Origin of the sequence: Polaromonas sp. CG_9.7 (genome assembly GCF_015752205.1) — a bacterium.
Lineage (GTDB): Bacteria > Pseudomonadota > Gammaproteobacteria > Burkholderiales > Burkholderiaceae_C > Polaromonas.
In genome coordinates this window covers 1-22,653 of the sequence record NZ_JADOVG010000031.1, presented here as the reverse complement: position 1 = coordinate 22,653, position 22,653 = coordinate 1, and the positions used below count along the sequence as shown (strand labels likewise).

Genomic DNA, 22,653 nt, shown 5'->3' with positions numbered 1-22,653 from the left:
TCTCTTCGTTTCCATAGTGCCCACTTGTTTGTTTCGTGGACACTATGTTTGACCGCTTTCTTCCCAGTCTCAAGATGGCATGGCTGGCCGCTTACGAAATTACGGCAATGTAGCTGACAGTTGGGCTACTGGCGCCAATGTCAGGTATCGGGCGAGCCATTGGATTTCCAGTAGTCCCGCTTTCGCCGCTCAGGAGCCGGTAAGCTGGTAAAAGTGGTTTCCGGGTTCCAAGGTCAGCTTTTTGATCTCTAGGGCAGAAATCGAATGGCAACTTTAGTCAAACGCGAGCATCCGCTTTGGGCACGCTTCTGACCGCCATGAACGACGGCTAACTGGCAAGCCAAACCGTGTAATTGAACCTCTAAGAAGCAGCCGGTGGCCAGTACCCGCAAACGCTGCATTTCTGACGGTCAATGCGCCAAGCCAACGATGAAGCGATCGCGTAGCTGCTCTGGTACAACAAAGCCCGGCTGCATTTTTCTCTAGTTTATGTTGGTCCAGTGCAGTTCAAGCCAACATGGCTTGCGGCTCTGCCCAATCAAGCCTCTGCTCGATTTCGGGCATGAGATACGGATTCCAGGCGCAAGGTCAGCGCCGCATGAACTGTTGGCCAAGATCCCTTACTAGTGCAGATCCGCGTCTTGGCCTTGGGTGTTGACACGACTTGCCCACCGGGCGTTATCTTTTGCCTGTAAGTGCAGGCTCAGACGCTGCACTCCAGGTTATATGGGTTCACAGGGCCTGCCTTATCTGGAAGACCGCGTGCATTGGCCAGTGCCGCCCCGTGTCCTCGCCCAGCGAACACTCACTAATCAGTTAACCCTGTCGGCATTGTTTGTCCACGTACTGGAGGGCATCCGGCAGTGCGTCACGGAACACCAACCATTCATGGTCGCCATCGATCACACGCAACTCCACCTGCTTAGGCTGGATCTGATGGAGGCGCCAAAACAGATTGGCTGACATGGGTGCAATACCCAGGTAATCGTGGTCTCCAGAGACTATCCACATAGGAACCCGTCGGGCACCCGCCTTGTATCCGTCCAGCGCTGCCGCGTAATTGAGTGACTTCCAAGTATCCGCATCAAACTGGCCATTGCGTACAAACTGTGGTGTGCGCCGCGCCGCAGAGGTCTCGGGCGGTAATGGGTCGTAGATGGCCGGACTGATGATGGCTGCACCGCAAAACTGCTCCGGGTTGCGAAGCGAGAGGTTCAGCGCGCCATAGCCGCCCATGGAGAGCCCGCCAATGGCACGGCCGCTGCGCTCAGTTTGGACCCGGTAGCGGGATTCCACGTACGGCAGTAGATCTTTCATGATGGCGGTGCCCGCCTTGTCGGCTACACCATCAGCCCACCACGATGCTGGACCCGCTGTGGGCATCACTACCACAGACGGGCGGATCTGGCCTCGTTTGATGAGTCCATCCAACGACTCAACCGCACCGCCCTTGGTTCTCCATTCATTCTCGTCACCACCAGCACCGTGCAACAGGTAAATTACAGGGTAGGCCGTGGCGCTACCCGGCTTGTAGCCGTCGGGAAGATACACGGTGAACTTAATGTCCCTGCCTAACACTGGTGAAGGTGCTGCGTCAGAATATACATCTCCTGCCTGCGCTGGAGTGACCAGAGCCATGGCTAATGCTAAGGCTGCCGTCAGTCGTTGGAAACTCTGAATTTGGGGGAAAGGCATGTCTGTCTCCTTGTCGATTATTGAGCCAACACCGGTATAAAGTTGGCTCGCGCATTATTGGCTTGCGAGGAACGTGGCTGAGTACCGCATGTGACAGGCACGCGTCAACATCATGGACGAGGTGAGAAAGCCACCCGTCTCATACCAAGTGATTCCGCGATAGTCCAGAATGAAGGCCCGCACCGCTCGTAATAATTATTCGGTTTCGACAAATCTATGCAGCACGAGCGGGGGGTTAAAAAACGACTACATACTCCGGGCCATCAGGTTTAACCAACTCCACAGAGCGACCATTCACAGTATTTTCCATTGACAACGGGCCCATTTATCCAAGCGAAGCTTAACGCGGTGAATAGCCTTATTGGTAGCCATACTGATGTTATGGAAACTATACCGGTATAGCTGACGTCGCCACTTTCTTCACCTCCACCTGTTATTTCATGAAAGAAGTAATCTTTAATGGTCACGAGCTAGCCAATAAACCTGGGTCAAAAACATTCAAAATTTTCGCCACGAACGACTTTTGTGCGCACGGACACTGGGCAACCAGAAAGCTGCCAGTCGTGAAAGGCAGCAAACGCTGGTGAGCAGTCATCGACATCGGTGCGGTGACTGGCTGCTTTAAGTCGTAAATGGATCTTCGCGGTAAAGGTACAAGAAGGCGAGATGCCCGTTTGGCAACCGCATCCGGTTCTGCGAACCGTCCACCGCCTGAGCCTTGGCACGCGGGTCGTTCAGCGCCAGGCCACAGCGCCGAACAGTCCTGCGGGCACGTCAAGCGCCATCAGGCGGCAGCCTTCAAGCCTTTGCGCCAGCGCCGGGCACCACTCCTGCAGCCCAATTCCCAAACATTTCAGGCCGGCTTCCAGGCGCGTCCATTCGCAGGCAAAGGCTTGCGGCTGGTCGGGCTCGGGCTGGCTGGCAATGCGGTGCCAGGCCTGCGGGCCGAGGTAGTCGCGGGCCACGGCTTGCCAGTCGAAGGCCGGTGCGATGCGCATGATGTCAATGCCCACCGGACCGCCTTGGCGAATGGCCGCCACCGAAAAGCCGGCTTCGTGGCTGGCGGACAGGCCGATGGCGCTTATGGTGTGGCCGGGCAGCGCGACGCGCAGCGCCTGGCCGGGAACGGACAGCAAGGTGACCGCTTCGGGTGCGCAGTCCAGCTGCAGGCCGAGCACTTCGCGCAGCGCGCCGCGAATTTGTGTCCGGGCCGTGTCGCGAAGTGGGCTGTGGGGCGTTTCCACGCTGATCACCAGCAGTTCTGCACCGACGCCCGAAGCAATGTTTAGCCGGTGGCGCGAGGCGGGCCAAGGATGGACAGCGACCCGCGCTTGAGGCATCCTGAGCAGCGGCTTTACAGGCGCGCTGGCGCTGCCGGGCAGCCGCGCCAGGCCGTGGCCGCCGGAATGAATTCGCCCTTCATCACCAGCGTCAGCGCGCCGAGCTTGGCGTTGTCGCCGACCACGGCGCTGTACAGCACGGCGCTGCGCGGCCCCATGTAGACGCGGCGGCCGATGGTGACGTGGTCGATCTTCATGATCCGGTCTTCGAACAAATGGGTTTGCGGGCAGGCCAGGGCGTTGAGCTCGCTGTACTCGCCAATCGTCACGCAGTCGAATTCGGTGATGTCGGTGGTGTCCAGGTACACGCCGCGCCCGATGCGGCTGCCCAGCAGGTTCAGCGCGACCGGCAGCCACGGCGTGCCGCGCAGGTAACGCATGAAATTGGGCACGGCGATGCCTTCGTACAGGTTGGTGACGGCCTCCGACAGCCAGACGAAGGGCGTCCACATCGGCACGCTGCATTTCTGGTAGCGGCGCAGCAGCCCCCACTTGAGCGCCGCCACGAAAACAAAGGTGCCGATGCCATACGCCAGGCCGGCCAGGGTCAGGTCGGCCACCACCTCGCCCCAGCGGCCCACGGCGGCCAGCGGCATCACGTCGAGCACGACGGTGTAGCCGACGGCGATGACAAACGCATGCGGCGCGACGATGCGAAACGCCTCCACCGTGCCGCGCCCGATGCGGCGCAGCACCGACGGCCTGAATGTCAGGTGTTCGGCAAAGCCGCGCACTTCTTCACGCGCCGGCAGGTTGATGGGCGGCGAGCCGAGCCAGGTGTCGCCGTTGCGCATGGCGTCGTTGCCCGGCACGGTCGAATGCACGCCGATCAGCACGTTTTCCGGCAGCGTCGTGCCGTCGGGAATGTAGGCGCCGTTGCCGACAAAGCTGCGTCGCGAGATGACCGTGGGCTTCATGGTCATCCAGCCGCCATCGATTTTTTCGTCGCCCAGCATCACCGCGTCGGCAATGAAGGTGTCTTCGCCCAGCGTGAGCATGTCGGGCACCAGGCCGAGCGCGGTTGAAATTTCCGCGCCCCGGCCGACCTTGGCGCCCAGCAGCCGGTACCAGAACGGCGCATACACCGTGGCATATACGCCATGCAGCACGCTCAAGGAAGATTCCTGGATCTGGTTGACCAGCCATTTGGCGCAGTATTTGTTGCTGTGCACCGGCCAGCTGCCGGGCTTCATGCGTGGCAGCACGCCCCAGCGAATCGCCGCCGACAGCAGGGCGGTCAGCACGATCAGCACCGCTGTGGCCGGGAAGGCCAGCACGAAATACTTGGCCAGCTGAAAGGGAATCTCGCTGTTGGGCACCGGCCCGAAGTTCTCGGAGTTGTCGATCCAGTCGATCAGCATGAAGCTGGGAAACACCGGCAAGAAGAACAGCGTCGTGATCAGCAGCGCGCCACACACGAAGTACACCGCCTCGGTGGCCAGCCGGGTTCTGGACACCGGAAGCCGCGCCGGGTTGGACGCCTTGTCGAACGCGCCGACATCGCGCGCCGGCGAGCCGCTCCAGGTGCGCCCGGCCGGCACGACCATGCCGTCGCTCAGCGCGGTTTGACCTTCCAGGTGGCCGAAAGCGCCAACCGACGTGTTCCCTTCCAGGATGGCATACGAGCCGACACCGGCATCCGCGCCGATGGCGATGGCGCCCAGGCGCAACTCGCCGTGCTCGACGCGCGCATTCTCGAAATTGACCGCATTGCCGATGCTGGCGTCGTCGCCAATCACCAACAGGTCGGGCGCGCGCAGGGTGATCGAGCCGATCATCACGTCGCGCCCGATGCGTGCGCCCAGGGCGCGCAGCCACCATGCATACAGTGACGAGCCGCTGAGCATGTACGTCGGCGCTGACTCGACCAGCCGGTCGGCCAGCCACCAGCGGTAATACGTCAGCCCCCACAGCGGATAGCGGCCCGCTTTCAGGCGCCCGGCGACCAGCCATTTGCCGGCAATCGCCAGCGCAAAGCCCAGCAGCGTGGCAATCAGGTAGGCGCCCGTTGCGGCGGCAATGGCCAGCGCCAGCGAATCGCCTGGCTCGCCGGTGAAGAAATGGTAAGCAAAGAACGGCGCCAGCCATTGGCTCATGTGCAGCGTTACCAGCGCCGGAATGGCGGCGGCCTGCGCCGCGCCGCAGCGCCAGCGCTTCCACGCGGACGGCGGCGTCCAGCGGGTATCGACCGGCGGCGGCGCGTCATGCGCTTGCGCCAGCCCTTCGGCAATGCCCCCGACGGTGCGGCGCTGGTAGATGTCGCGCACCGTCACATGCGCAAAACGCGCATCGGCGCGCAACGCGGACGCCAGGCGGGCGGCAAACAGCGAATGGCCGCCTAGGTCGGAAAAAAAGTCGGCGCTGCGGCGGATCGGCTGGCCGGGAAACAACCGCGACAAGGCGGCGAACAGCGCGTCTTCGGCCGGGTTCTCGGGCGTGTCGGAATCCGTGGCATCGCGTGCCACCAACGCCAGCGGACGTGCCTTCAAGTCCTTGCGGTCGATCTTGCCCGAGGTCAGACGCGGCATTTCCGGCAGCAGTTCAAAGTGGCCGGGCACCATGTACGGTGGCAGCACGGCGCTAAGCGCACTGCGCAGCACGGCGCTGGCGAGCGTCTGGCCGCTTTCCGCGACGATGAAGGCGATCAGCTGGTCGATGCCGTCCTCGGGGCGCAGCACCACGGCGACCGTGCCCACGCCGGCCTGCCGGGCCAGCACGGCTTCAATTTCACCCAGTTCAACGCGGAAACCGCGAATCTTCACCTGGTCGTCGGTGCGGCCCAGGCACTGCACGCAGCCGTCCGGGTCAATGCGGGCCAGGTCGCCGGTGCGGTAGAGCCGGGCCTGCTCGGCGCTGCTGGCCCACGGGTTGGCGAGGAATTTTTCGGCAGTCAGGTCGGCGCGGCCCAGGTAACCGGCGGCCACACCCGGGCCGGTGATGCACAGCTCGCCGACTTCGCCGCGTAGCAGCAGCTTCAAGCCGACTTCAACGTCGGTGCTGATGAGCAGCAAGCCGTAATTGGGCAGCGGCCGGCCAATGGTCACCGGCTCGCCCGGATGCAATTCGGCCAGGCTGGCCGACACCGTGGTTTCGGTCGGGCCGTAGGTGTTGAACACTTGGCGCCCCGGCCGCGCCCAGCGCGCCACCAGCGACTGCGGGCACATTTCGCCGCCCAGGTTGATCAGCCGCAGGCCGGGCACATCTTGCGCAAACAGCGCCAGCAGCGTCGGCACGGCGTGCAGCACGGTGATGCGGTGTTCGTCCAGCGCGCGCGGCAGTGCTTCGGGGTCAGAAGCTACTTCTTTGGGCGCAATCCACAGCGTGGCGCCGGCCAGGTAGCTGATCCAGATTTCCTCGAACGACATGTCAAAAGCGACTGAAAATCCCTGGTACACGCGGTCGGTGCTGGTCACGCCAAGCAGGGCGTTTTCGCTGCGCAGGAAATGGCAGATGCTGCCCTGGCTGATTTCAATGCCCTTGGGCTTGCCGGTCGAGCCCGAGGTATAGATGACATACGCCGGGTCCGACGGCTTGACGCCCTGACGACGGCGCAATGGCGCCCCGCCGGGGAGTGACAGCGCTTCGGCCGTCCACACCGCGCGGCCGCAATCTGCCAGGCGCGGCGCGAAGCCGGCGCAACTGACAATGCCCGGCGCATTCGCATCGTCCAGGCACACGGCAATGCGCTCGACCGGCGTGTCTGCATCCAACGGCAGCCAGGCGGCGCCGGTTTTGGCAATCGCCGCCTGCATCACCAGCAGGTCGATGCCGCGCGGCAGCCACAGGCCGACGATCTGCCCAGGGCGCACGCCGGCTTCGATCAGGTTTGATGCGACCTGGTCGGCTTGCGCATCGAGTTCGCGGTAGGTCAGTTGCCGTTCGCCGAAGATCAGTGCCGCGTGGTTCGGCAAGCGCGTGGCCGTGGCCTCCAGCAGGTCGGCCAGGACTTCTGCGCGAATCAGGTCGGGGCGAGGCGGCCCCAGCAAAATGTCGGGATGCGCAACGGAGTCGTCGGCGGGAAGCAGGTGAATCGGGGAAAGGTCGGCAGCGTCGAGAAGTGGAGTCGTTGTCATTGCAGGTCTTGTTTGTAGCCGATTCTGACAGACCGGATTGTCCGGGCGCGCCCAGGGGTCACCATGCGCATGAACGTCCAGTACACGGGTGTGATCCTCTCTCCTTGAGACCACAACACGCTGGCAACCGGTCGCCTTTCTGCCCAAAACGCCTGGGGCTTGGGCGCCGCTGTGGCGGGCGGCGGCCAGCCCGGTCGTCTCCACATGGCGGCGCGGAGATTGTCAATGGGTGAAAATCGATGCCTAGAAACAACTTGGCAAGGCCCGCGCGCCCGCCAATCTCATGGACCTTTCCCCAAGCTTGCCCGACGCCCTTCCCGCCATTGCGGAGGTTTCCATCGGCGGCGATGTTTTCCTGCTGCTGGCCTATGTGCTGCTGGCGCTGCTGTTTTCCTTCTTGTGCTCGATTGCCGAGGCGGCCCTGCTGAGCATCACGCCGTCCTACATCGCCGGGCTTAAACAGACCGAGCCGAAAAAGGCGGCGCTGCTTAAAAAGTTGAGGGAAGACAACATCGACCAGTCACTGGCGGCGATTCTGACGGTCAACACCATTGCCCACACCGTAGGCGCCATCGGCGCTGGCGCCAAAGCGACGGCGGTGTTTGGCAGTGCCTGGTTCGGCGTTTTTTCAGGTGTGATGACGCTGCTGATTTTGTTCCTGTCGGAAATTATTCCCAAGACACTGGGGGCGCTGCACTGGCGCCGTCTGGCTGGTTTCACCCTGGCTTACGTCAACCTGCTGGTCAAGGCGATGTACCCATTGATCGTGGTGTCGGAAAAGCTGACGCAGTGGATTTCGGGCGGCAAGAAGACGCAGGCCTTCAACCGCGACGAGTTTGTCGCCATGGCCGGCATCGGCCAGGAGCAGGGCCATATCAACGACCGTGAATCGAAGATCATCCGCAACCTGTTTTTGTTCAAGTCGGTCGATGCCACCGGCATCATGACGCCGCGCATCGTGGTGTCGGCGCTGAAAAAAGACATGTCGGTGCAGGACGCCCTGAAGGCACCGGGCAAGATGCCCTTTTCGCGCTTGCCCATCTACGACAAAGACCTCGACGGAATCGTCGGCTTCGTGCTGCGCGAGGACTTGCTGATTGCCCAGAACCAGGGGCACGGCGCGGTGAAGATAGACGAGTTTCGCCGCGAGATGCTCTCGGTGCCGTGCACCACGCCGCTGTCTCGGCTGCTGGAAACGCTGCTCGAAAAGCGTCAGCACATCGCCATCGTGGTGGGCGAATACGGCGAAACCAAGGGGCTGGTCACGCTGGAAGATGTGCTGGAAACCCTGCTCGGCATCGAAATTGTGGACGAGGGCGACAAGATCGAAGACATGCAGCAACTGGCGCGCCAGCTGTGGGCACGGCGCGCCGAACGGCTGGGCATTGCAGTCGAGCCAGCCTGAGCCGCGACGGGCCGCAGGCCTTGGTTCAGTTCAGTGCGATCCGCGCGTTGTTCTTGTAAACGTAGAGCGTGACGGCGGGTTGGGTCAACTCGCCGTTGGCGGTGAAGGCGATGTTGGCGGTCACGCCTTTGAACTGTGTCTTGCCGATGAAGGGCAGGTAGGTTTTCGGGTCCACCGAATTCGCGCGCTTCATGGCATCGACCAGCACGAAGGTCGCGTCATAGGCATACGGGCTGTAGATCTGGAACTGGCCAGGGAACTTGGCATCGTACTTTTTCTTCCATTCGGCGCCGCCCAGCATTTTCTGGATCGACGCGCCGCCGGTGGCGCAGGTCACATTGACGATGGTCGCGGCCTTGCTCGACAGTGCGGGCAGCTTTTCGGTGCACAGCGCATCGCCGCCGAAGAATTTCACATCGGTCAGGCCAAGCTGCGCCATCTGGCGCAGCATCGGGCCGGCCTGCGCATCGAGCCCGCCGAAGAACACCGCATCGGGCTTCTTGGCCTTGATGCCGGTCAGGATGGCCATGAAATCGGTGGCCTTGTCGGTGGTGAATTCCTCTGCCACCACCTCGATGCCTTTTTGTCTGGCCGTTTCCTTGAACACGTCCGCCAGGCCCTGGCCGTAGGCGGTGCGGTCGTCAATCACCGCGACTTTTTTGACCTTCAGCGCGTCGCTGGCAAAAATCGCCAGCGCGGCGCCAAGCGCGTTGTCATTGGCGATCAGGCGGAAGGTGGTCTTGTAGCCCGGTTTCGTCAGGTCCGGGTTCGTTGCCGACGCCGTGATGTTGGGAACGCCGCAGCGACTGTAGACCGTCGCTGCAGGAATCGACGTGCCTGACTGCAGGTGGCCGATCACGCCGGCCACCCTGGCGTCGCACAGCTTCTGGGCCACGGCGGTGGCCTGGCGCGGGTCGCCGGCATCGTCTTCGGCCATCAGCTCGAACTTGATCTTTTTGCCACCGATCACCAGGTTCTGGGTGTTCAATTCCTCAATCGCCAGACGCACGCCGTTTTCGGTGTCCTTGCCAATGTGTGCGATGCCGCCCGACGTGGGGCCGGCATGGGCAATCTTGACGGTTTGCATTTCCTGGGCCTGAACCATCGGGGCGGCCAGACAGAGGGCAGCGGCAGCAAGGGCGATACGGGAGCGTGTGTTCAGCAGACAAATGGCAGGCATGTCGAATCTTTCTGGCAAACGAAAAATTATAGGACGCCTGTTTTTACCCGCTGTCCGGGCCTGCCCCAGTGCAAGGCCAGTTCGTGTCCAATTGGCGCATGCACCCTACCGAATCCCATGACGCTATTGACCACCGCCTGACCGAGCTGGAAATCAAGTCCAGCTTCAATGAAGACCTGCTGGACCAGCTGAACCAGGTCGTCATCAGTCAGCAACAGCAAATCGACGCGCTGCTGCGCGAAGTCGAGCGGCTGCGCCAGCAGATGCCCGAAGCCGGCAGCGGCGTGTTCAGCCGCGCCGGCGACGACCTGCCGCCGCACTATTGAATGCCAAGCGGGTCATTGCGCCACAAATTAATGATAAAAAAGGCTGTTTGCGCAATATACACGGGCATTAGTAGCTATAAAAAAAATAGCTGACGGCTGCGTTTGATGGCAGGATGTAAAGAAAAGAAACATCCATAGACCATCCACTTGGATGGTTTTAAGATAGCGCCATGCCACCAAGAACCGCCAACACTGTCGTCGCTGCCAAGCCGGCCGACGAAAAAATCACCATCAATCTGGGCTACGTCGATCTGGGCCAGATCGACCTGCTGGTGCAGGAAGGCTTTTACGCCAACCGCACCGACCTGATCCGCACCGCCATTCGCAACCAGCTGGTCAACCATGCCGAGGTGGTCAGGCAGGTGGTGGCGCGCAAGACGCTGGTGCTCGGCATCCAGCATTTCACCGCCGACGGCCTGCGCGCCGTGCAGGCGTCGGGCGAAGCCTTGCAGATTCGTGTGCTGGGCCTGGCCACCATCGCGCTTGACGTCACCCCGGAACTGGCGCTGGCCGCCATAGATTCGGTGGTGGTGCTGGGCGCGCTGCATGCCAGTCCGGCCGTGAAGGCGGCGCTGGCCGGCCGCATCCGCTGATATTTCAACCCGTTCCCTGAACCCACCCGTTCCCTGAAGGAAAACACCATGAACGCTAACCTTGAACGCATCCTGTCCGAAGCCTCCCGCCTGGCGCAAGGCGCCATCCAAAAAGCCCTGGCGTCGGCCAGCCAGCACGCCGACAGCGGCGGCGAGCATCCGCTGCACCGGCTGGCCGCTGGCGCGAAAACCACCCCCAGCCCGATGAACAACCCGGCTTTCCAGAATTCGATGGCCGAAGCCACGCGGCTGATGCAGACCGGCAACCTGCAGGCCGCCACCGCCGCCATCCAGGCCGCACTGGGCGGCGCCGCTGTACCGGCCAGCGCGGCCGACGACCTGAACGTCATCGACGTGGAGGCGCATGAAGTCGGCCGGGCAGCACCAGCGCAAAAACCGTCCGAGCCGGCCGTCAAGCCCGGCCCGTCCGGCCAGTTCATCAGCGGCAGCCACACCGAAGGCACGGCCGGCAGCCGCGAGTACAAACTCTATATTCCGCCAGCGTCCTTCACCGAGCCATTGCCGCTGGTCGTGATGCTGCACGGCTGCACACAAAATCCGGACGACTTTGCCGCCGGCACGGGCATGAACGAAGCCGCCCTGAAGCGTGGGTTTTACGTGCTCTACCCGGCGCAGACGCAGCACGCCAATTCGTCGCGCTGCTGGAACTGGTTCAAGCACAACCATCAAAAGCGCGGCCGGGGCGAGCCGGCGCTGCTGGCCGGCATGACGCGTGACGTGATGAGCCGCTACAACATCGACCCGCAGCGCGTTTACGTGGCCGGCCTGTCTGCGGGCGGCGCCATGGCGGCGATTTTGGGCGACGCCTACCCCGACCTGTTTGCCGCCGTCGGTGTGCATTCGGGCCTGGCCACCGGGTCGGCGACCAATGTGCAGACCGCGCTCAGCGTGATGCAGACCGGCGCGCCGCCCAGCACCCGGACCACGGCCAGCCCGCCGACCATCGTCTTTCACGGCGACAGCGACGCGACCGTGAACCCGGTCAACGGCGAGCAGGTTCTGGCGGCCAGCGCCGGCGCCCACACGCCGCAAACCAGACGCGCCAAAAGCGCCAACGGCCGCGACTACACCCAGCGCAGCTACAAGGACGCCGGCGGTGACGTGGTGGCCGAACACTGGGCGGTGCACGGCGCCGGCCATGCCTGGTCGGGTGGCAACGCGCGGGGAACGTACACCGACGGCACCGGCCCGGATGCGTCCGAGGAAATGCTGCGCTTCTTCCTGATGAAGACCCTGCCCGCGAAGCATTGAGGGGCCGCATCGCCCAATGCCTGGGGCGCCACTCGCAAGACCCCGGTCTTATAGAATGGCGCCCCTTCCATTTTTGCCTGCCGGCCCCGCCATGAACATCACCGTCAACGAAGAATTGCTTGCCTACATCGACCCGCTGACGCCGGAAGAAAACGAAGCCCTGGAGCGCAGCCTGCTGGCCGAGGGTTGCCGCGACGCGCTGGTGCTGTGGGGCGACGTGCTGGTCGATGGCCACAACCGCCACCGCATCTGCACGCAGCACGGCATTGCCTTCAACACCGTGCAGAACACGCGCTTCACCTCCATCGACGATGTGCACCTGTGGATGATCGAGCAGCACCTGGGCCGGCGCAGCGTGTCCGATTTCCAGCGCGGCGTGCTGGCCCTGCGCCGCAAGGACATCCTGACCGCGCGGGTGCAGCCGGCAACTGCCGAAGCGTCCGGCTCCGAAGCCGCCCCGGCTGCCGGCATCCCCAAGCCCGAGCCGGTGCCGACGATGGGCGCCATCGCCAAGTCGGCGCGCATCAGCAACGCCACCATCAACCAGATTGAAAAGATCCAGAAATCCGCTGCGCCCGAACTGGTCGCGGCGGTGAAGTCAGGCACCATCTCGATCAACGCAGCGGCCACCGTGGCGTCGTTGCCGATGCACGCACAGGTGGCGGCGGTCGCCGGCGGCAAGAAAGAGCTTCAGCAAGCCGCCCGGCAGGTGCGCGAAAGCCAGGCCGTGGCCCGCACCGAGCCTGAAACCCCCGAAGGCGTGATCGCCCGGCTGCGCCAGACCATCACCGAACTCAGCGCCGAGAATGCGGCGCTCAAGGCCAGGCTGGCTGAACTGGCCGCCTGAAGCGGAACCATCAATGCATTGACCTGCATCAACCACGGCGGGATGAGTCACCTGCGCGGCAGGGATGCGCGATAGACTGATTTCACAAGCATTGTGATTCAGTCCTGTTTCCATTCAAGGAGCCCCCATGCCCGCCATGATGAAAGCCGCCGTGTTCGTCGAACCCGGCCGTATTGAAATTGCCGACAAGCGCATTCCTGACGTCGGCCCCAACGACGCGCTGGTGCGCATCACCACCACCACCATCTGCGGCACCGACGTGCACATCCTCAAAGGCGAATACCCGGTGGCCAAGGGGTTGACGGTCGGCCACGAGCCGGTCGGCGTGATCGAAAAGCTCGGCAGCGCCGTGCAGGGCTACAGCGAAGGCCAGCGCGTGATTGCCGGCGCCATCTGCCCCAACTTCAATTCCTATGCCGCGCAGGACGGCGCACCGTCGCAGGACGGCAGCTACCTGGTGCCGATGGGGCTGTGCGGCTGCCACGGCTTCAAGGCCACCGCCGGCTGGCGCTTTGGCAACCTGATCGACGGCACGCAGGCCGAGTATGTGCTGGTGCCCGACGCGCAGGCCAACCTGGCGCCGATTCCCGACGGCTTGACGGACGAGCAGGTGCTGATGTGCCCGGACATCATGTCCACCGGCTTCAAGGGCGCCGAAAACGCGCGCATCAAGATTGGCGACACGGTGGTGGTGTTTGCGCAGGGGCCGATTGGCCTGTGCGCCACGGCGGGTGCGCGGCTGCTGGGCGCCAGCACCATCATCACCGTCGATGGCAACGACCACCGCCTTGGCATCTCGAAACAGCTGGGCGCCGACGTGACGCTGAACTTCAACCACTGCGACGTGGTCGAGGAAGTCATGAAGCTCACCAACGGCCGGGGCGCGGATTCATCGATCGAGGCGCTGGGCACGCAGGGAACGTTCGAGTCGGCGCTGCGGGTGCTCAAGCCCGGCGGCACGCTGTCCAGCCTGGGCGTGTATTCGAGCGACCTGACGATTCCGCTGTCGGCCTTTGCCGCCGGCCTGGGCGACCACGCCATCGTCACCGCCCTGTGCCCCGGCGGCAAGGAACGCATGCGCCGGCTGATGAATGTAGTGGCGTCCGGCCGGGTGGATCTGGGTGTGATGGTGACGCACCAGTACCAGCTGGAAAACATCGTTGCCGCCTATGAATTGTTTTCGCACCAGCGCGATGGCGTGTTGAAGATCGCGATCAAGCCTTAGCGCAGATTTTCCCTTGTGAAAAACGATTTTTCAGCATAAAAAACGGCTTTAGCGCACAGTTCGTATGCGTTTTAAGCTATTAATAAAGTAGCGAAAAACTTTATTTCTTGCAGGCTGCGGTTGCCCGCCAAACAGGTTCTGGTTCTGGAATCCAGGCTCGACCCGTCAGCGGCGCGCTGTTATTTGTAAAACGGCTCGACCTTGCCCTTGAGCTTGATCAGCAGCGGCTGGCCCTTGCGGTCCAGCGTCTTGCCGGCAGGCACCTTCACCCAGCCTTCGCTGATGCAGTATTCCTCGACATTGATGTGCTCCTTGTCGTTCAGGCGAATGCCAATGTCATGCTCGAACACGGCCGCGACATGGTGCGGGCTGCGTGGGTCAACCGACAGGCGGTCGGGCAGGGGCGGGGTTGCAGTGGATTCGTTCATGGTGCGGTCCGGTTCGGAAAAATTTTCAGGAGCCCGGAGTATCTCCGATGGCACAAGATGCGCCGTGCCGGCTGTGTGAAATCAAGCGGACTGGCAAGAATCGCAGCCAACCCGCCCAAGGCACAAGAAGCCGCGCAAGGTCACACCGATTTTTTGCCCTTGTCGCCCGGTTTTGGTTTGTTGTTGTCGGCTTGGGTCGGGACAGACAAGAGCATTGAAAATGCCTTGTCTGGCGACGCGGCCAGTGTGGCTGGTGCCGGCAATAAACTGAAACGTCCGGCATGGTCGATGTCGATCACCGGCGCCATGGATTGAACCTGGTTGATCAACACCGGCGCCAGGTTGTCGCTGGCGCACGGCTCCATTGCTGAATGGCTCAGGGATTGCGCTTCCTGGTAAGACTGCGGGCCCGCACCAAAGGGTTTTGCTGAAGCTGCCCGCTTGGCGGCCCCTGTAGCGGTTTGCCCCAACAAATCAGGCAAATTTCCATTGCGCTGAATGGCGTCGAGTTGCAGTGCCTCCATCAAACCTTCCAGGGGATCGTCTGCCGTCACGAGGCTTTCGACGTCCATCGCATGGTTCATTGAACACAGCACATCATCAACCAGTGATGACTCGACGCTTTGCTGGGCGCTGAGCAGCTCCATCAGGCTGCTGGTTTTTTTTTTGGCGCCTTCAATCAGTTCCAACACCGAAAGGTCATTCAATTTTGCGACTGCCTCAGACACCATGTCGTCTGTAAAAAGCCCAAAAAAAGCCTGAAGCTCCGTGCGGACCGTACTCAATTGCTGGTCGATCTGGGTTTTCATCGCCTTCAGGTCAGACGACGACAGCGCTGACCACTCGCCCTCCAACGGCAGCGACAGTGGTGGACCATTGCCGGATTCGTCCTCGGGAAATCTGGAAAATCTGCTGTTGCCGCAGTATTCTTCAGCGCTTTGAACGCCATCCAGGTCCGCTGAAGCTGGAGGATTGGGGTCGCAATCCAGAATGTCCGTCTCGTCAGTTCCCAATGTTTCCATGGAGGCATGGGCGTCGGACACGACCTCCTGCAAATGCCGGTTGAAATGATTGATTTCCTCGGTCGTTGCAGACGACAGAAGCGATACAAAACAATTGGGCCGACCCGCGAGAAAGGCGTTCATCTCGCCAATAATGGTTTTCAACGGCACAGTTTTTATATCCAAAAACATCGGTTTTTAAGGGTCACTCAAGCGCCTCGTCCATCTGCCTTGCCAACGGGGTGCGGTGGCTGAAAGTCAGTGCCTTGCAAGGCAACATGGCATCAAGGTGCTATTGCGCACTTGGCATTCAATGCACAAGGTCAGAAATTTTACGTGGGCTTGGTACAAACTGTTTCCGGCATCATGGATGCCACCAATACGAAGTTTTACTGGTTACGCCTGAACTGTCGACGAACAACTAATTTTTGCTGATCACAGGTGTTGGCGGAGGTTCCTCTGCTGCCGCCGAAAGCTGAAGGCGAACAATTTCGCGGTAGTCCACCGATTTGTAGAAAGAACTGGCCCAGGCCTGGTCTGATCCTTGCGGCGGTGTCAGTTTGCCAAGTTCCTTGGCCAGTTTAAGTTCGGCCATGCGCGCATCAAATATCGCATTCACCCAATCGATGTACACATTGTTTTCCTCGACCTGCGCGTCGAGCAGCGCCATGGTGGTTTCCCGGCCTGCGATATTCAACCGTTTTCGAGCCTTGAAAACTTCTTTTGCCCCGATGGCTGCCTCCGACAGGATTTGCTCTCTTTGGTAGCCGCTGATGCTGCTGCGCCAGGCCGACAAGGCCCGCTGGCTTACGTTTCTGGTGACAACACCGAGCTTGGCCCGGTCTGTGTTCACCTGTGCGGCCGCTTTGTCCGCCTTGATCCGGCCTTCCAGCAGGGTGCCGCTTGACATCGTCAGCTGCAGCGCGAGCTGTGCAGACGACGTGACCGCCCCCGGGTATTCATAGCGCTTTGTCACACTGACATCCACCGTCGGAAAGCGGGCAGCTCGTTCAGCGGTCGCATTGGCCTGCGACTGCGTGATGGTGGACCGGGCCTGGGCAATCTGGATGTTGTTGCTCAGTGCTTCGGCCACCACGGCTGTTGAACTCAGGTCAAGCCATGCGGCCGGTATCCTTGCTGCAGGAAGTTCTCCGGTGCCAGGGGTGAATCCGAACAATGCAGAAAAAGCCGTTTTCGCCTCTTCAAGGGACGACTGGAACAGCAGCAGTTTGTTGGCGCTCACGGCCAGCCGCGTGGCAGCGACCCTTGAGTCCGTGATGCCGGCGCCACCCAGCGCCACCTTTCGACTCTCAAGCGTCTCGATGTCGCGAAGCGCTTTTTCCGAACTTCGTGCAACGCTCATCAACAACTCAAACCGCAAGGTTTGAAGGTAAGACGCGAGCGCCTCGAAAATCACGACTTCGGTCGCCTGGCGCGTGCCAAGTTCACCGATTTGAAGACCACCTTCTGCTGCCAAAAGGCGTGCAGCGGACTTGCCCGAATCAAAAACCGTGTACTTCACGCCAGCGGTTACGCGGCCATCAACAACACCAAAGCGATTGGGTAGCTCGGTATTGGACCGCCCCAAGGACGTCTGGACCTCGAATTTGGGGTATTGCAGCAAACTGGCCGAACTCACATCTGACGCCTTGGCAAAAAGCTCGCTTTCCGCCTGCAACACTTCCGGGGCAGTGCGCGCCAGGCTTAGCAGCCGAAGTGCCATTTCATTGGCCGTTCTGGATGGCAAGTCAGTCTGCGCAAAAGCCTGCGCTGAAAGCATTGAGGCACACAGCAGGGTAGGCAAGGCCAGCCTGTGGTCAAAAAACCGGTTTTGCATCAAATGATTTTTCATGGTTCGCGGAAGGCTTCCACCCCGATTTTCAAGATGGGACGCAGCAGATACCAGCCAAAGGTTTGGGAGCCCACGATGACGTCGACGTCGGCCGTCATGCCGGAAGTCACGGGCGAATTGCTTTTGCTCAGTACAGAGCTGTTGGTGCGGATGACCATTTTGAAAAAGCTCGAACCATTGGGATCTTTGTCCGCATCAGCCGCGATTCTCTGGACAACGCCGTCAAGTGCGCCATATCTCAAAAAGTCATAGGCTGACACCTTGACCTTGACTTTCTGGCCCACCTGGACCAAGCCCCGGTCCGAAGGACTCAGCCTGGCTTCGATCTCAATTTGCGCATCCACGGGCACCACGTCAAGGATGGGCTCCCCGGCCTTGACAACCCAGCCTGATTCGCTGGAGCGCAAGCCTTTCACGATGCCGGCAATCGGTGCCTTGACGATATTTCGCGCGCGCTGGGTCTGCGCCCGCTGAAAGTCCTCTGTCACCGTTGAAAACTGTCTTTCGGTGGTCAGCAGTTCCTCTGCTGCCCGACGACGGAACCGGCCATCGACTTCCGACAACTTTCCTTGTGCATCAGCTAGCGCGGCCACGACGGCCTTGAGCGATTGCTGTGTGGTGGTCAATTCCATCCGGTTGGATTCAACGTCTTTCCTGGACTGGATGGCTTCAATCTCGGCCACCAGCTTTTCCTTGGCCAGCTGGCTGGTGAGGGCGTGTTGCTGATCGCTGATTTCCTGGCGTGTGGTCAGCCCCTTGATTTTTGCTTGGGTCTCGAGAATCTTCGCTGCCTGCATTTCCACTTGGGCGCGGGCAGAGGAAAGCTGGCCCTCCAGCTCCAGGCTGCGCGCACGGTAGGTCAGTAATTCTGCGTTGCGGATTTCATCGGCAATTTCTTCGGTGAATTGAGCGTTGGTCAACGCACTCCGGCTTGCTTCGGCACGCAGGCGGATACGCGCCGCATTCATGGCGCTTTTCCTGGCCGTCAGCTCCTCAAGGTTCAAACTGGCCGCGCCCAGATCCAGTTCAAGCAGGGGCGCATCCTCTGCCACCGACTCACCGTCCTTGACAAAGACATTTTTGACAATGCCGCCTTCCAGGTGCTGGACCGTCTTGACCCGGCTGGAGGGAACCACCTTGCCGGGCGCAGTGACATTCATGTTGATGGGCGTCAACAGGGCAATGCCGACGCCCACCGCCAACAACCCAATGCCACCCATCAACCCCCACTTGCGCCAGAACGAGACAGGGGTCAGGGGGTTGTGTGCATTTTTCAATCGCTCGACGATGCTGCCCTGGCCTGCGGCATCAGGGCTTTTTTTATTGGGTTCCGTCATGTGAAAATATCTTTCAGGTAGCTAAAGCAGCGGCGACAGCCTTGCTGCCGGATTTGTTCAATTTAGGCGCTACCCCGAAGTGTTTGAACAGACCTTCTTCGGCAGACAGCAGTTGCGTCACACCTTTTCCAGACACTGAAACCACTGCGTCTGAATTGGCAACCATCCGCGCCGAATGCGTCACCACAATCACCGATCTGAACTGCGCAATACTTTTCAGGGCGGCGATCAGCTGCATTTCGCTTTCATGGTCCAGGTCGTTGGACGGCTCATCCAGCACAAGGATGCAGGGGTTTCTCAGGAGCACTTGCGCCAGCGCAATTTTTCGTCGCTCGCCTGCCGAAAGGCTTCTGGCCCCCTCGGTCAACTGGGTGCTGTAGCCATCCGGCAGTTTTGAAATGAAGCTGTGGGCGCCTGACAATTGGCATGCCCGCACAATTTGTTCATCGGTGGCTGTTGGGCTGACCCTGCGCATTTGTTCGGCAATGGAGCCATCGAGCATGTACACCTGCTGCGCCAAATTTCCGATCCAGCCGGACAACTGGGACCTTGAAAATTGCTTCAGGTCATAGCCATCCATTGAAGCGGTTCCAGAATCGGGCCGGTAAAGCCCCGAGATGAGCTTTAAAAGCGTTGACTTGCCCACGCCATTTTTGCCGCAAATGGCATAAAAGCGCTTGGGTTCCAGCACCAGGGAAATTTCAGTCAACAGGGGCTCGGCGTCCGGGTGGTAGCTGTAGGTCACTTTGGCCAGCTCAATACGGCCGGCCGGCCTTGGTATCGAAACTTCTCCATCTTCACGCTCGACTTCAAGTTCAAAAATCATTTGCAGTCGTTTCGACGCCTCCCGCGACAGCGCCAGTTGACGCCACGAACCCGCCAGCGCGGCAACCGGAGAAATGGCTTTCAAGGCCAGCATGTTCGCGGCGATCAGGCCCCCCACGGTCATCCACTGATTGACAACCGCCAGGGCACCAAACGCGGTGATGCAGATGGTGGTGATGATCAACAGGCCATGCGAAAGCTCACGCGCATCTTCAAGTTGCGCACCTTTTTCAAAGCTTTCGCCAAGCCACTGCTCATAAAGCGCTTTCCATTGGGTGAGCACAGCCTGTTTTTGATCAAGCGATTTGACCGACTCGCGGGCACGGCAAATCTCCGAGGTCAGAATGTCCAGACTGCGTGCCTGTTGCATTTCGGCAACTTTTCCTGATTTCAGTTCATCGGCCCACCACCACGCCAATCCAGAAAAGACGCACAACGCAATCAGAACAATGGGCAGCACTGGCGTTGCCACAATCCCCACGACCACCAGTGAAAAAATCGCAATGGGCAGGTCAAAAATGGATTGCACGACGGAACCTGTCAAAAGGCTCCTGACGGTTCCCACATCGCGGAACAAGGCCATCCAGGTTGCTGCTGCCCGCTCTTCAAGCGCCTTGAGCGGTTGGCCGAGCATTCGATCCAGCAGGGTCGACGAAAGCGTCCAGTCGATCAAAGCCCCGGCTTCACGCAGTTTTTCGGCACGCAAGCGACGAAAAAACCATTCGATCACAATCGTCACCGCTATGCCGGCGAGCAAGGCAATCAAGGTGGAAATGCCTTGGCGATAAATAACCCTGTCAAAAACCTCCAGCGCGAAAACCGAGGGCAGCAAGGCCAGCATGCTGATTGGAATTGATATCAGTCCGGCTTTGCGCAGGTGATGCCGGGCGCGAGAAAAGGCGACAAGCAGCTCTGGCCCCATACTTTTATTTGCTGCCGTTTTGTCGGACGAGCGCAACCGGATGGGAAGAAGGTACTCAATCATTTTTAGGCAATCCACTCTGTGCGTTTAGGGGCTCTGCACTTGAAAGTGCACTGTGCGGCATCAATGCCAAAAGTTGTCTGGTGCGGCTCATGGCTTCTATGCGCCGGGACAGCGATATCCAATAAGCAATGGTGTGAATGGCCTGTTCGCGGAAATATGGAATTTCCCGCATCAGACGCTCCCGTTCAACTTCTTCAATCGAGATGGCTTCATCTATCAATGCCCATCCGCTGAGTGGAAATGCTTTGGCGGAAACCTCTTTTTCAGGCAAGATTTTTTTCGATATGTCGGCCTGGCTTTTCGCTATTTTCGATTCCCTGGCGTCAGCCTTTTTGCTGACGACACTTGTTTTTTTATTCATACTTTTGACTCTTGCCGGTCTGGGTTTTCCACACGAACATGCAAATGTTTGCGCAACTGCAGCAATGCGCGGCGCAACCAGGTTTTTACGGTCCCCACCGGCACGCCCAGCGTTTCGGAAATTTGCTGATGTGTTAATTCACGGGCGTATTTCAGGTAGATGGCTTGGCGGTAAGTTGATGGCAGCAAACCTATGGCACTTTCAAAAGCGGCACCTTTTGTCGAGGCTTGATCAATCAAGCTGGTGTCGTCCTGCTCTTGCATCATCCAGCCCAACCGTGAATGACAAACTTCTGCACTGAAGTCAATGGAGATACTTTTTGAAAGCAGCACGGCTTCGCCAATCGCCTGATTGCGTGCAATCTGGAAAATCCAGGACTCTGGGGTGCTGATTTTGGCCACGTCAAAGCTGGCCGCATACCGCCAGATACGCAAGAACACATCGTGCATAACGTCTTCCGAGCCTTGGTCATCCCTGACAAAGCGATTGACGTAACGCTTTATGCGTGGCGAAAACAGCTCGTAAAGCTCTTTCAGTGCTTGCCGATCCTTCTTCTGAATTCGCAAAAGCAACGCTGCAACAGCCGCTGAGTTGCAAGCATTGGTCCGTGCTTCCAACACTTCAGAAGTGTTCACGACAGGTTCCGCACTCAGCCTAGGGGCTCATTTTGGGAGGCATATCAGGGATGATTTGTTTTCAACATGAGAAGCCAAGTAGTTTTTTTGCTCATATTTATTTAATTTGAAAAACTGTTATCAGTTACATTAATTTTTAAATGTAAATTATTTGCAGCATTTTTACTAATTTTTTATCAAAAAATTGTTAATTTAGTCTTATTTGCAACTAAATCTAAAGATCGCGTTTTGCTAAATCCTTGATTTAATTGAATTTAATTGGCCCTTACGCATTGGTTCGTGTGGTGTATTTATTCTTGAAGAAGGGGTAACTTGTGGTCAAGCGCGCAGGCTGATCAAAAACCGATCAGCTGCCGACAGGCAATGCACCTTGACCATGCGCATTGGATTTTTGATGAGGGAATCCAAATCAGTCCCTGTTTGTTGCGCGCCAGGGCAAACACAGCAAGATGGCATGACATCACCGCAGGCTCAAGCAGGTTTGCCACAACAAGGATTTCAATAGGTAAGGAAAGTGCTTACACCGGAGCAGTTTTTTGCCCTTGCGCAGCCGCTTTTGTTGCAGGGTGCTTATCTGGAGAAAGCGTGAGGCGCCTTAATTTGTCAAGTTTGTCAATGCTGAGTTTCTAACTACATAAATTTTTATTTTTTACGAAATTTGAATCCAAATTACGTATCTGCCGGTATTACGCATGAGGGATTTTGTAGTAAGTAACAACATTGGAAGCAAGCATGAATACACCTACCGTAGCCCCCCTGGGCCCAGACAGTGGTCTGGGCGTTGTCATCCTTCGCGAAGGCCAGGCGGTGTCTGTTGGGCCACAGGAAGTTTTGAAGGCAGGCGATCGCGTGCTCACGGGAGACAAGGCGGTCGATGTACTGGTGCCGACGCCAAGTGGAACCAAAAGTGTGCTGCTTCGTGTCGCCCCCAATTCGGAAGTTGCCATACGTCCCGCAGGGGTTGATGGCGGCCCTGCTGCTGCCGATGTGGTGGTGGCTGCCGGAGACGCTGATTTTGTGAATCTGCCCGATGATCTCGGCGAGCAAGTCAGCATCATGAAGTCGAAAACATCTTCCGCCATCATTGCGGGTGAGGGCCTTATTGATCCGGCCCGATGAAGTATCAAGCGGCATAGCGAACACGCCGATCCTGGAAATAGGCGATAACTCGCTCAGGTGTGCGTTCGAGCAACGTCATGTGCTCATTGGCAGCATCGCGTAATTTGGCTTTGCTGCGCACCGGTACGCGCTTTCCCAACTCTTGCTTGAGGTC

General features: G+C 59.6%; 18 protein-coding genes and 1 pseudogene. 7 read left to right on the top strand and 12 right to left on the bottom strand.

Features of this window, described 5'->3' with window-relative positions; all coding sequences use genetic code 11:
* Positions 1–816: 816 nt before the first annotated feature.
* From IWX87_RS18870 to IWX87_RS18860, 3 genes are all read right to left on the bottom strand, one after another.
* The gene (locus IWX87_RS18870; protein WP_196865054.1) at positions 817–1,695 is read right to left on the bottom strand and encodes an esterase family protein; all 879 of its coding nucleotides are present in this window, start codon (positions 1,693–1,695) and stop codon (positions 817–819) included.
* 734 nt (positions 1,696–2,429) lie between these two features.
* Positions 2,430–3,035, bottom strand: coding sequence for a 4'-phosphopantetheinyl transferase superfamily protein (locus IWX87_RS18865; protein ID WP_196865053.1), 606 nt, complete (start codon positions 3,033–3,035; stop codon positions 2,430–2,432).
* 14 nt (positions 3,036–3,049) lie between these two features.
* Complete coding sequence (locus IWX87_RS18860) at positions 3,050–7,108, bottom strand: Pls/PosA family non-ribosomal peptide synthetase (protein WP_196865052.1); 4,059 nt, start codon at positions 7,106–7,108, stop codon at positions 3,050–3,052.
* A gap of 283 nt (positions 7,109–7,391) precedes the next feature.
* On the opposite strand from IWX87_RS18860, the gene IWX87_RS18855 reads away from it, so the two are divergent.
* Complete coding sequence (locus IWX87_RS18855) at positions 7,392–8,513, top strand: CNNM domain-containing protein (RefSeq protein ID WP_196865051.1); 1,122 nt, start codon at positions 7,392–7,394, stop codon at positions 8,511–8,513.
* Between the two features lie 25 nt (positions 8,514–8,538).
* Here IWX87_RS18855 and IWX87_RS18850 read toward each other — a convergent pair whose 3' ends face one another.
* Complete coding sequence (locus IWX87_RS18850; protein ID WP_196865050.1) at positions 8,539–9,693, bottom strand: branched-chain amino acid ABC transporter substrate-binding protein; 1,155 nt, start codon at positions 9,691–9,693, stop codon at positions 8,539–8,541.
* Positions 9,694–9,791: 98 nt separating this feature from the next.
* On the opposite strand from IWX87_RS18850, the gene IWX87_RS18845 reads away from it, so the two are divergent.
* From IWX87_RS18845 to IWX87_RS18825, 5 genes are all read left to right on the top strand, one after another.
* Entirely contained in the window at positions 9,792–10,019 is a 228-nt protein-coding gene (locus IWX87_RS18845; RefSeq protein ID WP_196865055.1) for a SlyX family protein, read from the top strand.
* 170 nt (positions 10,020–10,189) lie between these two features.
* Complete coding sequence (locus tag IWX87_RS18840) at positions 10,190–10,612, top strand: CopG family transcriptional regulator (protein WP_196865049.1); 423 nt, start codon at positions 10,190–10,192, stop codon at positions 10,610–10,612.
* 48 nt (positions 10,613–10,660) lie between these two features.
* Positions 10,661–11,884, top strand: a complete 1,224-nt coding sequence (locus IWX87_RS18835) for a PHB depolymerase family esterase (protein ID WP_196865048.1) — start codon at positions 10,661–10,663, stop codon at positions 11,882–11,884.
* 91 nt (positions 11,885–11,975) lie between these two features.
* Positions 11,976–12,731: a hypothetical protein gene (locus IWX87_RS18830; RefSeq protein WP_196865047.1), complete on the top strand. Its 756-nt coding sequence runs from the start codon at positions 11,976–11,978 to the stop codon at positions 12,729–12,731.
* A gap of 127 nt (positions 12,732–12,858) precedes the next feature.
* Positions 12,859–13,956, top strand: coding sequence for an NAD(P)-dependent alcohol dehydrogenase (locus tag IWX87_RS18825; RefSeq protein ID WP_196865046.1), 1,098 nt, complete (start codon positions 12,859–12,861; stop codon positions 13,954–13,956).
* A 179-nt stretch (positions 13,957–14,135) separates the two neighbouring features.
* Here the strand turns inward: IWX87_RS18825 and IWX87_RS18820 are convergent, their stop codons facing one another.
* The 7 genes from IWX87_RS18820 to IWX87_RS18790 form a co-directional block, all read right to left on the bottom strand.
* Positions 14,136–14,384: a DUF3297 family protein gene (locus IWX87_RS18820; protein ID WP_196865045.1), complete on the bottom strand. Its 249-nt coding sequence runs from the start codon at positions 14,382–14,384 to the stop codon at positions 14,136–14,138.
* 140 nt (positions 14,385–14,524) lie between these two features.
* Positions 14,525–15,529 carry a hypothetical protein gene (locus IWX87_RS18815; protein WP_231376571.1) on the bottom strand — a complete coding sequence of 335 codons (1,005 nt, stop codon included), beginning with the start codon at positions 15,527–15,529 and terminating at the stop codon, positions 14,525–14,527.
* Positions 15,530–15,806: 277 nt separating this feature from the next.
* Positions 15,807–17,108, bottom strand: a complete 1,302-nt coding sequence (locus tag IWX87_RS18810; RefSeq protein WP_196865043.1) for a TolC family protein — start codon at positions 17,106–17,108, stop codon at positions 15,807–15,809.
* Between the two features lie 125 nt (positions 17,109–17,233).
* Positions 17,234–18,574, bottom strand: a complete 1,341-nt coding sequence (locus IWX87_RS18805; RefSeq protein ID WP_196865042.1) for an HlyD family type I secretion periplasmic adaptor subunit — start codon at positions 18,572–18,574, stop codon at positions 17,234–17,236.
* 13 nt (positions 18,575–18,587) lie between these two features.
* Entirely contained in the window at positions 18,588–20,240 is a 1,653-nt protein-coding gene (locus tag IWX87_RS18800; RefSeq protein WP_196865041.1) for a peptidase domain-containing ABC transporter, read from the bottom strand.
* A 136-nt stretch (positions 20,241–20,376) separates the two neighbouring features.
* Entirely contained in the window at positions 20,377–20,745 is a 369-nt protein-coding gene (locus IWX87_RS18795; RefSeq protein WP_196865040.1) for a hypothetical protein, read from the bottom strand.
* Positions 20,742–21,380, bottom strand: a complete 639-nt coding sequence (locus tag IWX87_RS18790) for an RNA polymerase sigma factor (protein WP_196865039.1) — start codon at positions 21,378–21,380, stop codon at positions 20,742–20,744. Before IWX87_RS18790 ends, IWX87_RS18795 begins: the two co-directional genes overlap by 4 nt.
* A gap of 732 nt (positions 21,381–22,112) precedes the next feature.
* On the opposite strand from IWX87_RS18790, the gene IWX87_RS18785 reads away from it, so the two are divergent.
* Positions 22,113–22,499 (top strand): hypothetical protein, encoded by a 387-nt coding sequence (locus IWX87_RS18785; RefSeq protein ID WP_196865038.1) that lies wholly within the window; start codon positions 22,113–22,115, stop codon positions 22,497–22,499.
* Between the two features lie 4 nt (positions 22,500–22,503).
* Here IWX87_RS18785 and IWX87_RS18780 read toward each other — a convergent pair.
* Positions 22,504–22,653: pseudogene (locus IWX87_RS18780) on the bottom strand (IS630 family transposase); the annotation flags it as partial.

What these genes read in the sequence shown, in the direction of transcription:
- IWX87_RS18870 (WP_196865054.1), bottom strand. Translation starts at nt 1,695, where the DNA reads ATGCCTTTCCCCCAAATTCAGAGTTTCCAACGACTGACGGCAGCCTTA.
- IWX87_RS18865 (WP_196865053.1), bottom strand. Translation starts at nt 3,035, where the DNA reads ATGCCTCAAGCGCGGGTCGCTGTCCATCCTTGGCCCGCCTCGCGCCAC.
- IWX87_RS18860 (WP_196865052.1), bottom strand. Translation starts at nt 7,108, where the DNA reads ATGACAACGACTCCACTTCTCGACGCTGCCGACCTTTCCCCGATTCAC.
- IWX87_RS18855 (WP_196865051.1), top strand. Translation starts at nt 7,392, where the DNA reads ATGGACCTTTCCCCAAGCTTGCCCGACGCCCTTCCCGCCATTGCGGAG.
- IWX87_RS18850 (WP_196865050.1), bottom strand. Translation starts at nt 9,693, where the DNA reads ATGCCTGCCATTTGTCTGCTGAACACACGCTCCCGTATCGCCCTTGCT.
- IWX87_RS18845 (WP_196865055.1), top strand. Translation starts at nt 9,792, where the DNA reads ATGCACCCTACCGAATCCCATGACGCTATTGACCACCGCCTGACCGAG.
- IWX87_RS18840 (WP_196865049.1), top strand. Translation starts at nt 10,190, where the DNA reads ATGCCACCAAGAACCGCCAACACTGTCGTCGCTGCCAAGCCGGCCGAC.
- IWX87_RS18835 (WP_196865048.1), top strand. Translation starts at nt 10,661, where the DNA reads ATGAACGCTAACCTTGAACGCATCCTGTCCGAAGCCTCCCGCCTGGCG.
- IWX87_RS18830 (WP_196865047.1), top strand. Translation starts at nt 11,976, where the DNA reads ATGAACATCACCGTCAACGAAGAATTGCTTGCCTACATCGACCCGCTG.
- IWX87_RS18825 (WP_196865046.1), top strand. Translation starts at nt 12,859, where the DNA reads ATGCCCGCCATGATGAAAGCCGCCGTGTTCGTCGAACCCGGCCGTATT.
- IWX87_RS18820 (WP_196865045.1), bottom strand. Translation starts at nt 14,384, where the DNA reads ATGAACGAATCCACTGCAACCCCGCCCCTGCCCGACCGCCTGTCGGTT.
- IWX87_RS18815 (WP_231376571.1), bottom strand. Translation starts at nt 15,529, where the DNA reads ATGAACGCCTTTCTCGCGGGTCGGCCCAATTGTTTTGTATCGCTTCTG.
- IWX87_RS18810 (WP_196865043.1), bottom strand. Translation starts at nt 17,108, where the DNA reads ATGGCACTTCGGCTGCTAAGCCTGGCGCGCACTGCCCCGGAAGTGTTG.
- IWX87_RS18805 (WP_196865042.1), bottom strand. Translation starts at nt 18,574, where the DNA reads ATGACGGAACCCAATAAAAAAAGCCCTGATGCCGCAGGCCAGGGCAGC.
- IWX87_RS18800 (WP_196865041.1), bottom strand. Translation starts at nt 20,240, where the DNA reads ATGCTGGCCTTGCTGCCCTCGGTTTTCGCGCTGGAGGTTTTTGACAGG.
- IWX87_RS18795 (WP_196865040.1), bottom strand. Translation starts at nt 20,745, where the DNA reads ATGAATAAAAAAACAAGTGTCGTCAGCAAAAAGGCTGACGCCAGGGAA.
- IWX87_RS18785 (WP_196865038.1), top strand. Translation starts at nt 22,113, where the DNA reads ATGAATACACCTACCGTAGCCCCCCTGGGCCCAGACAGTGGTCTGGGC.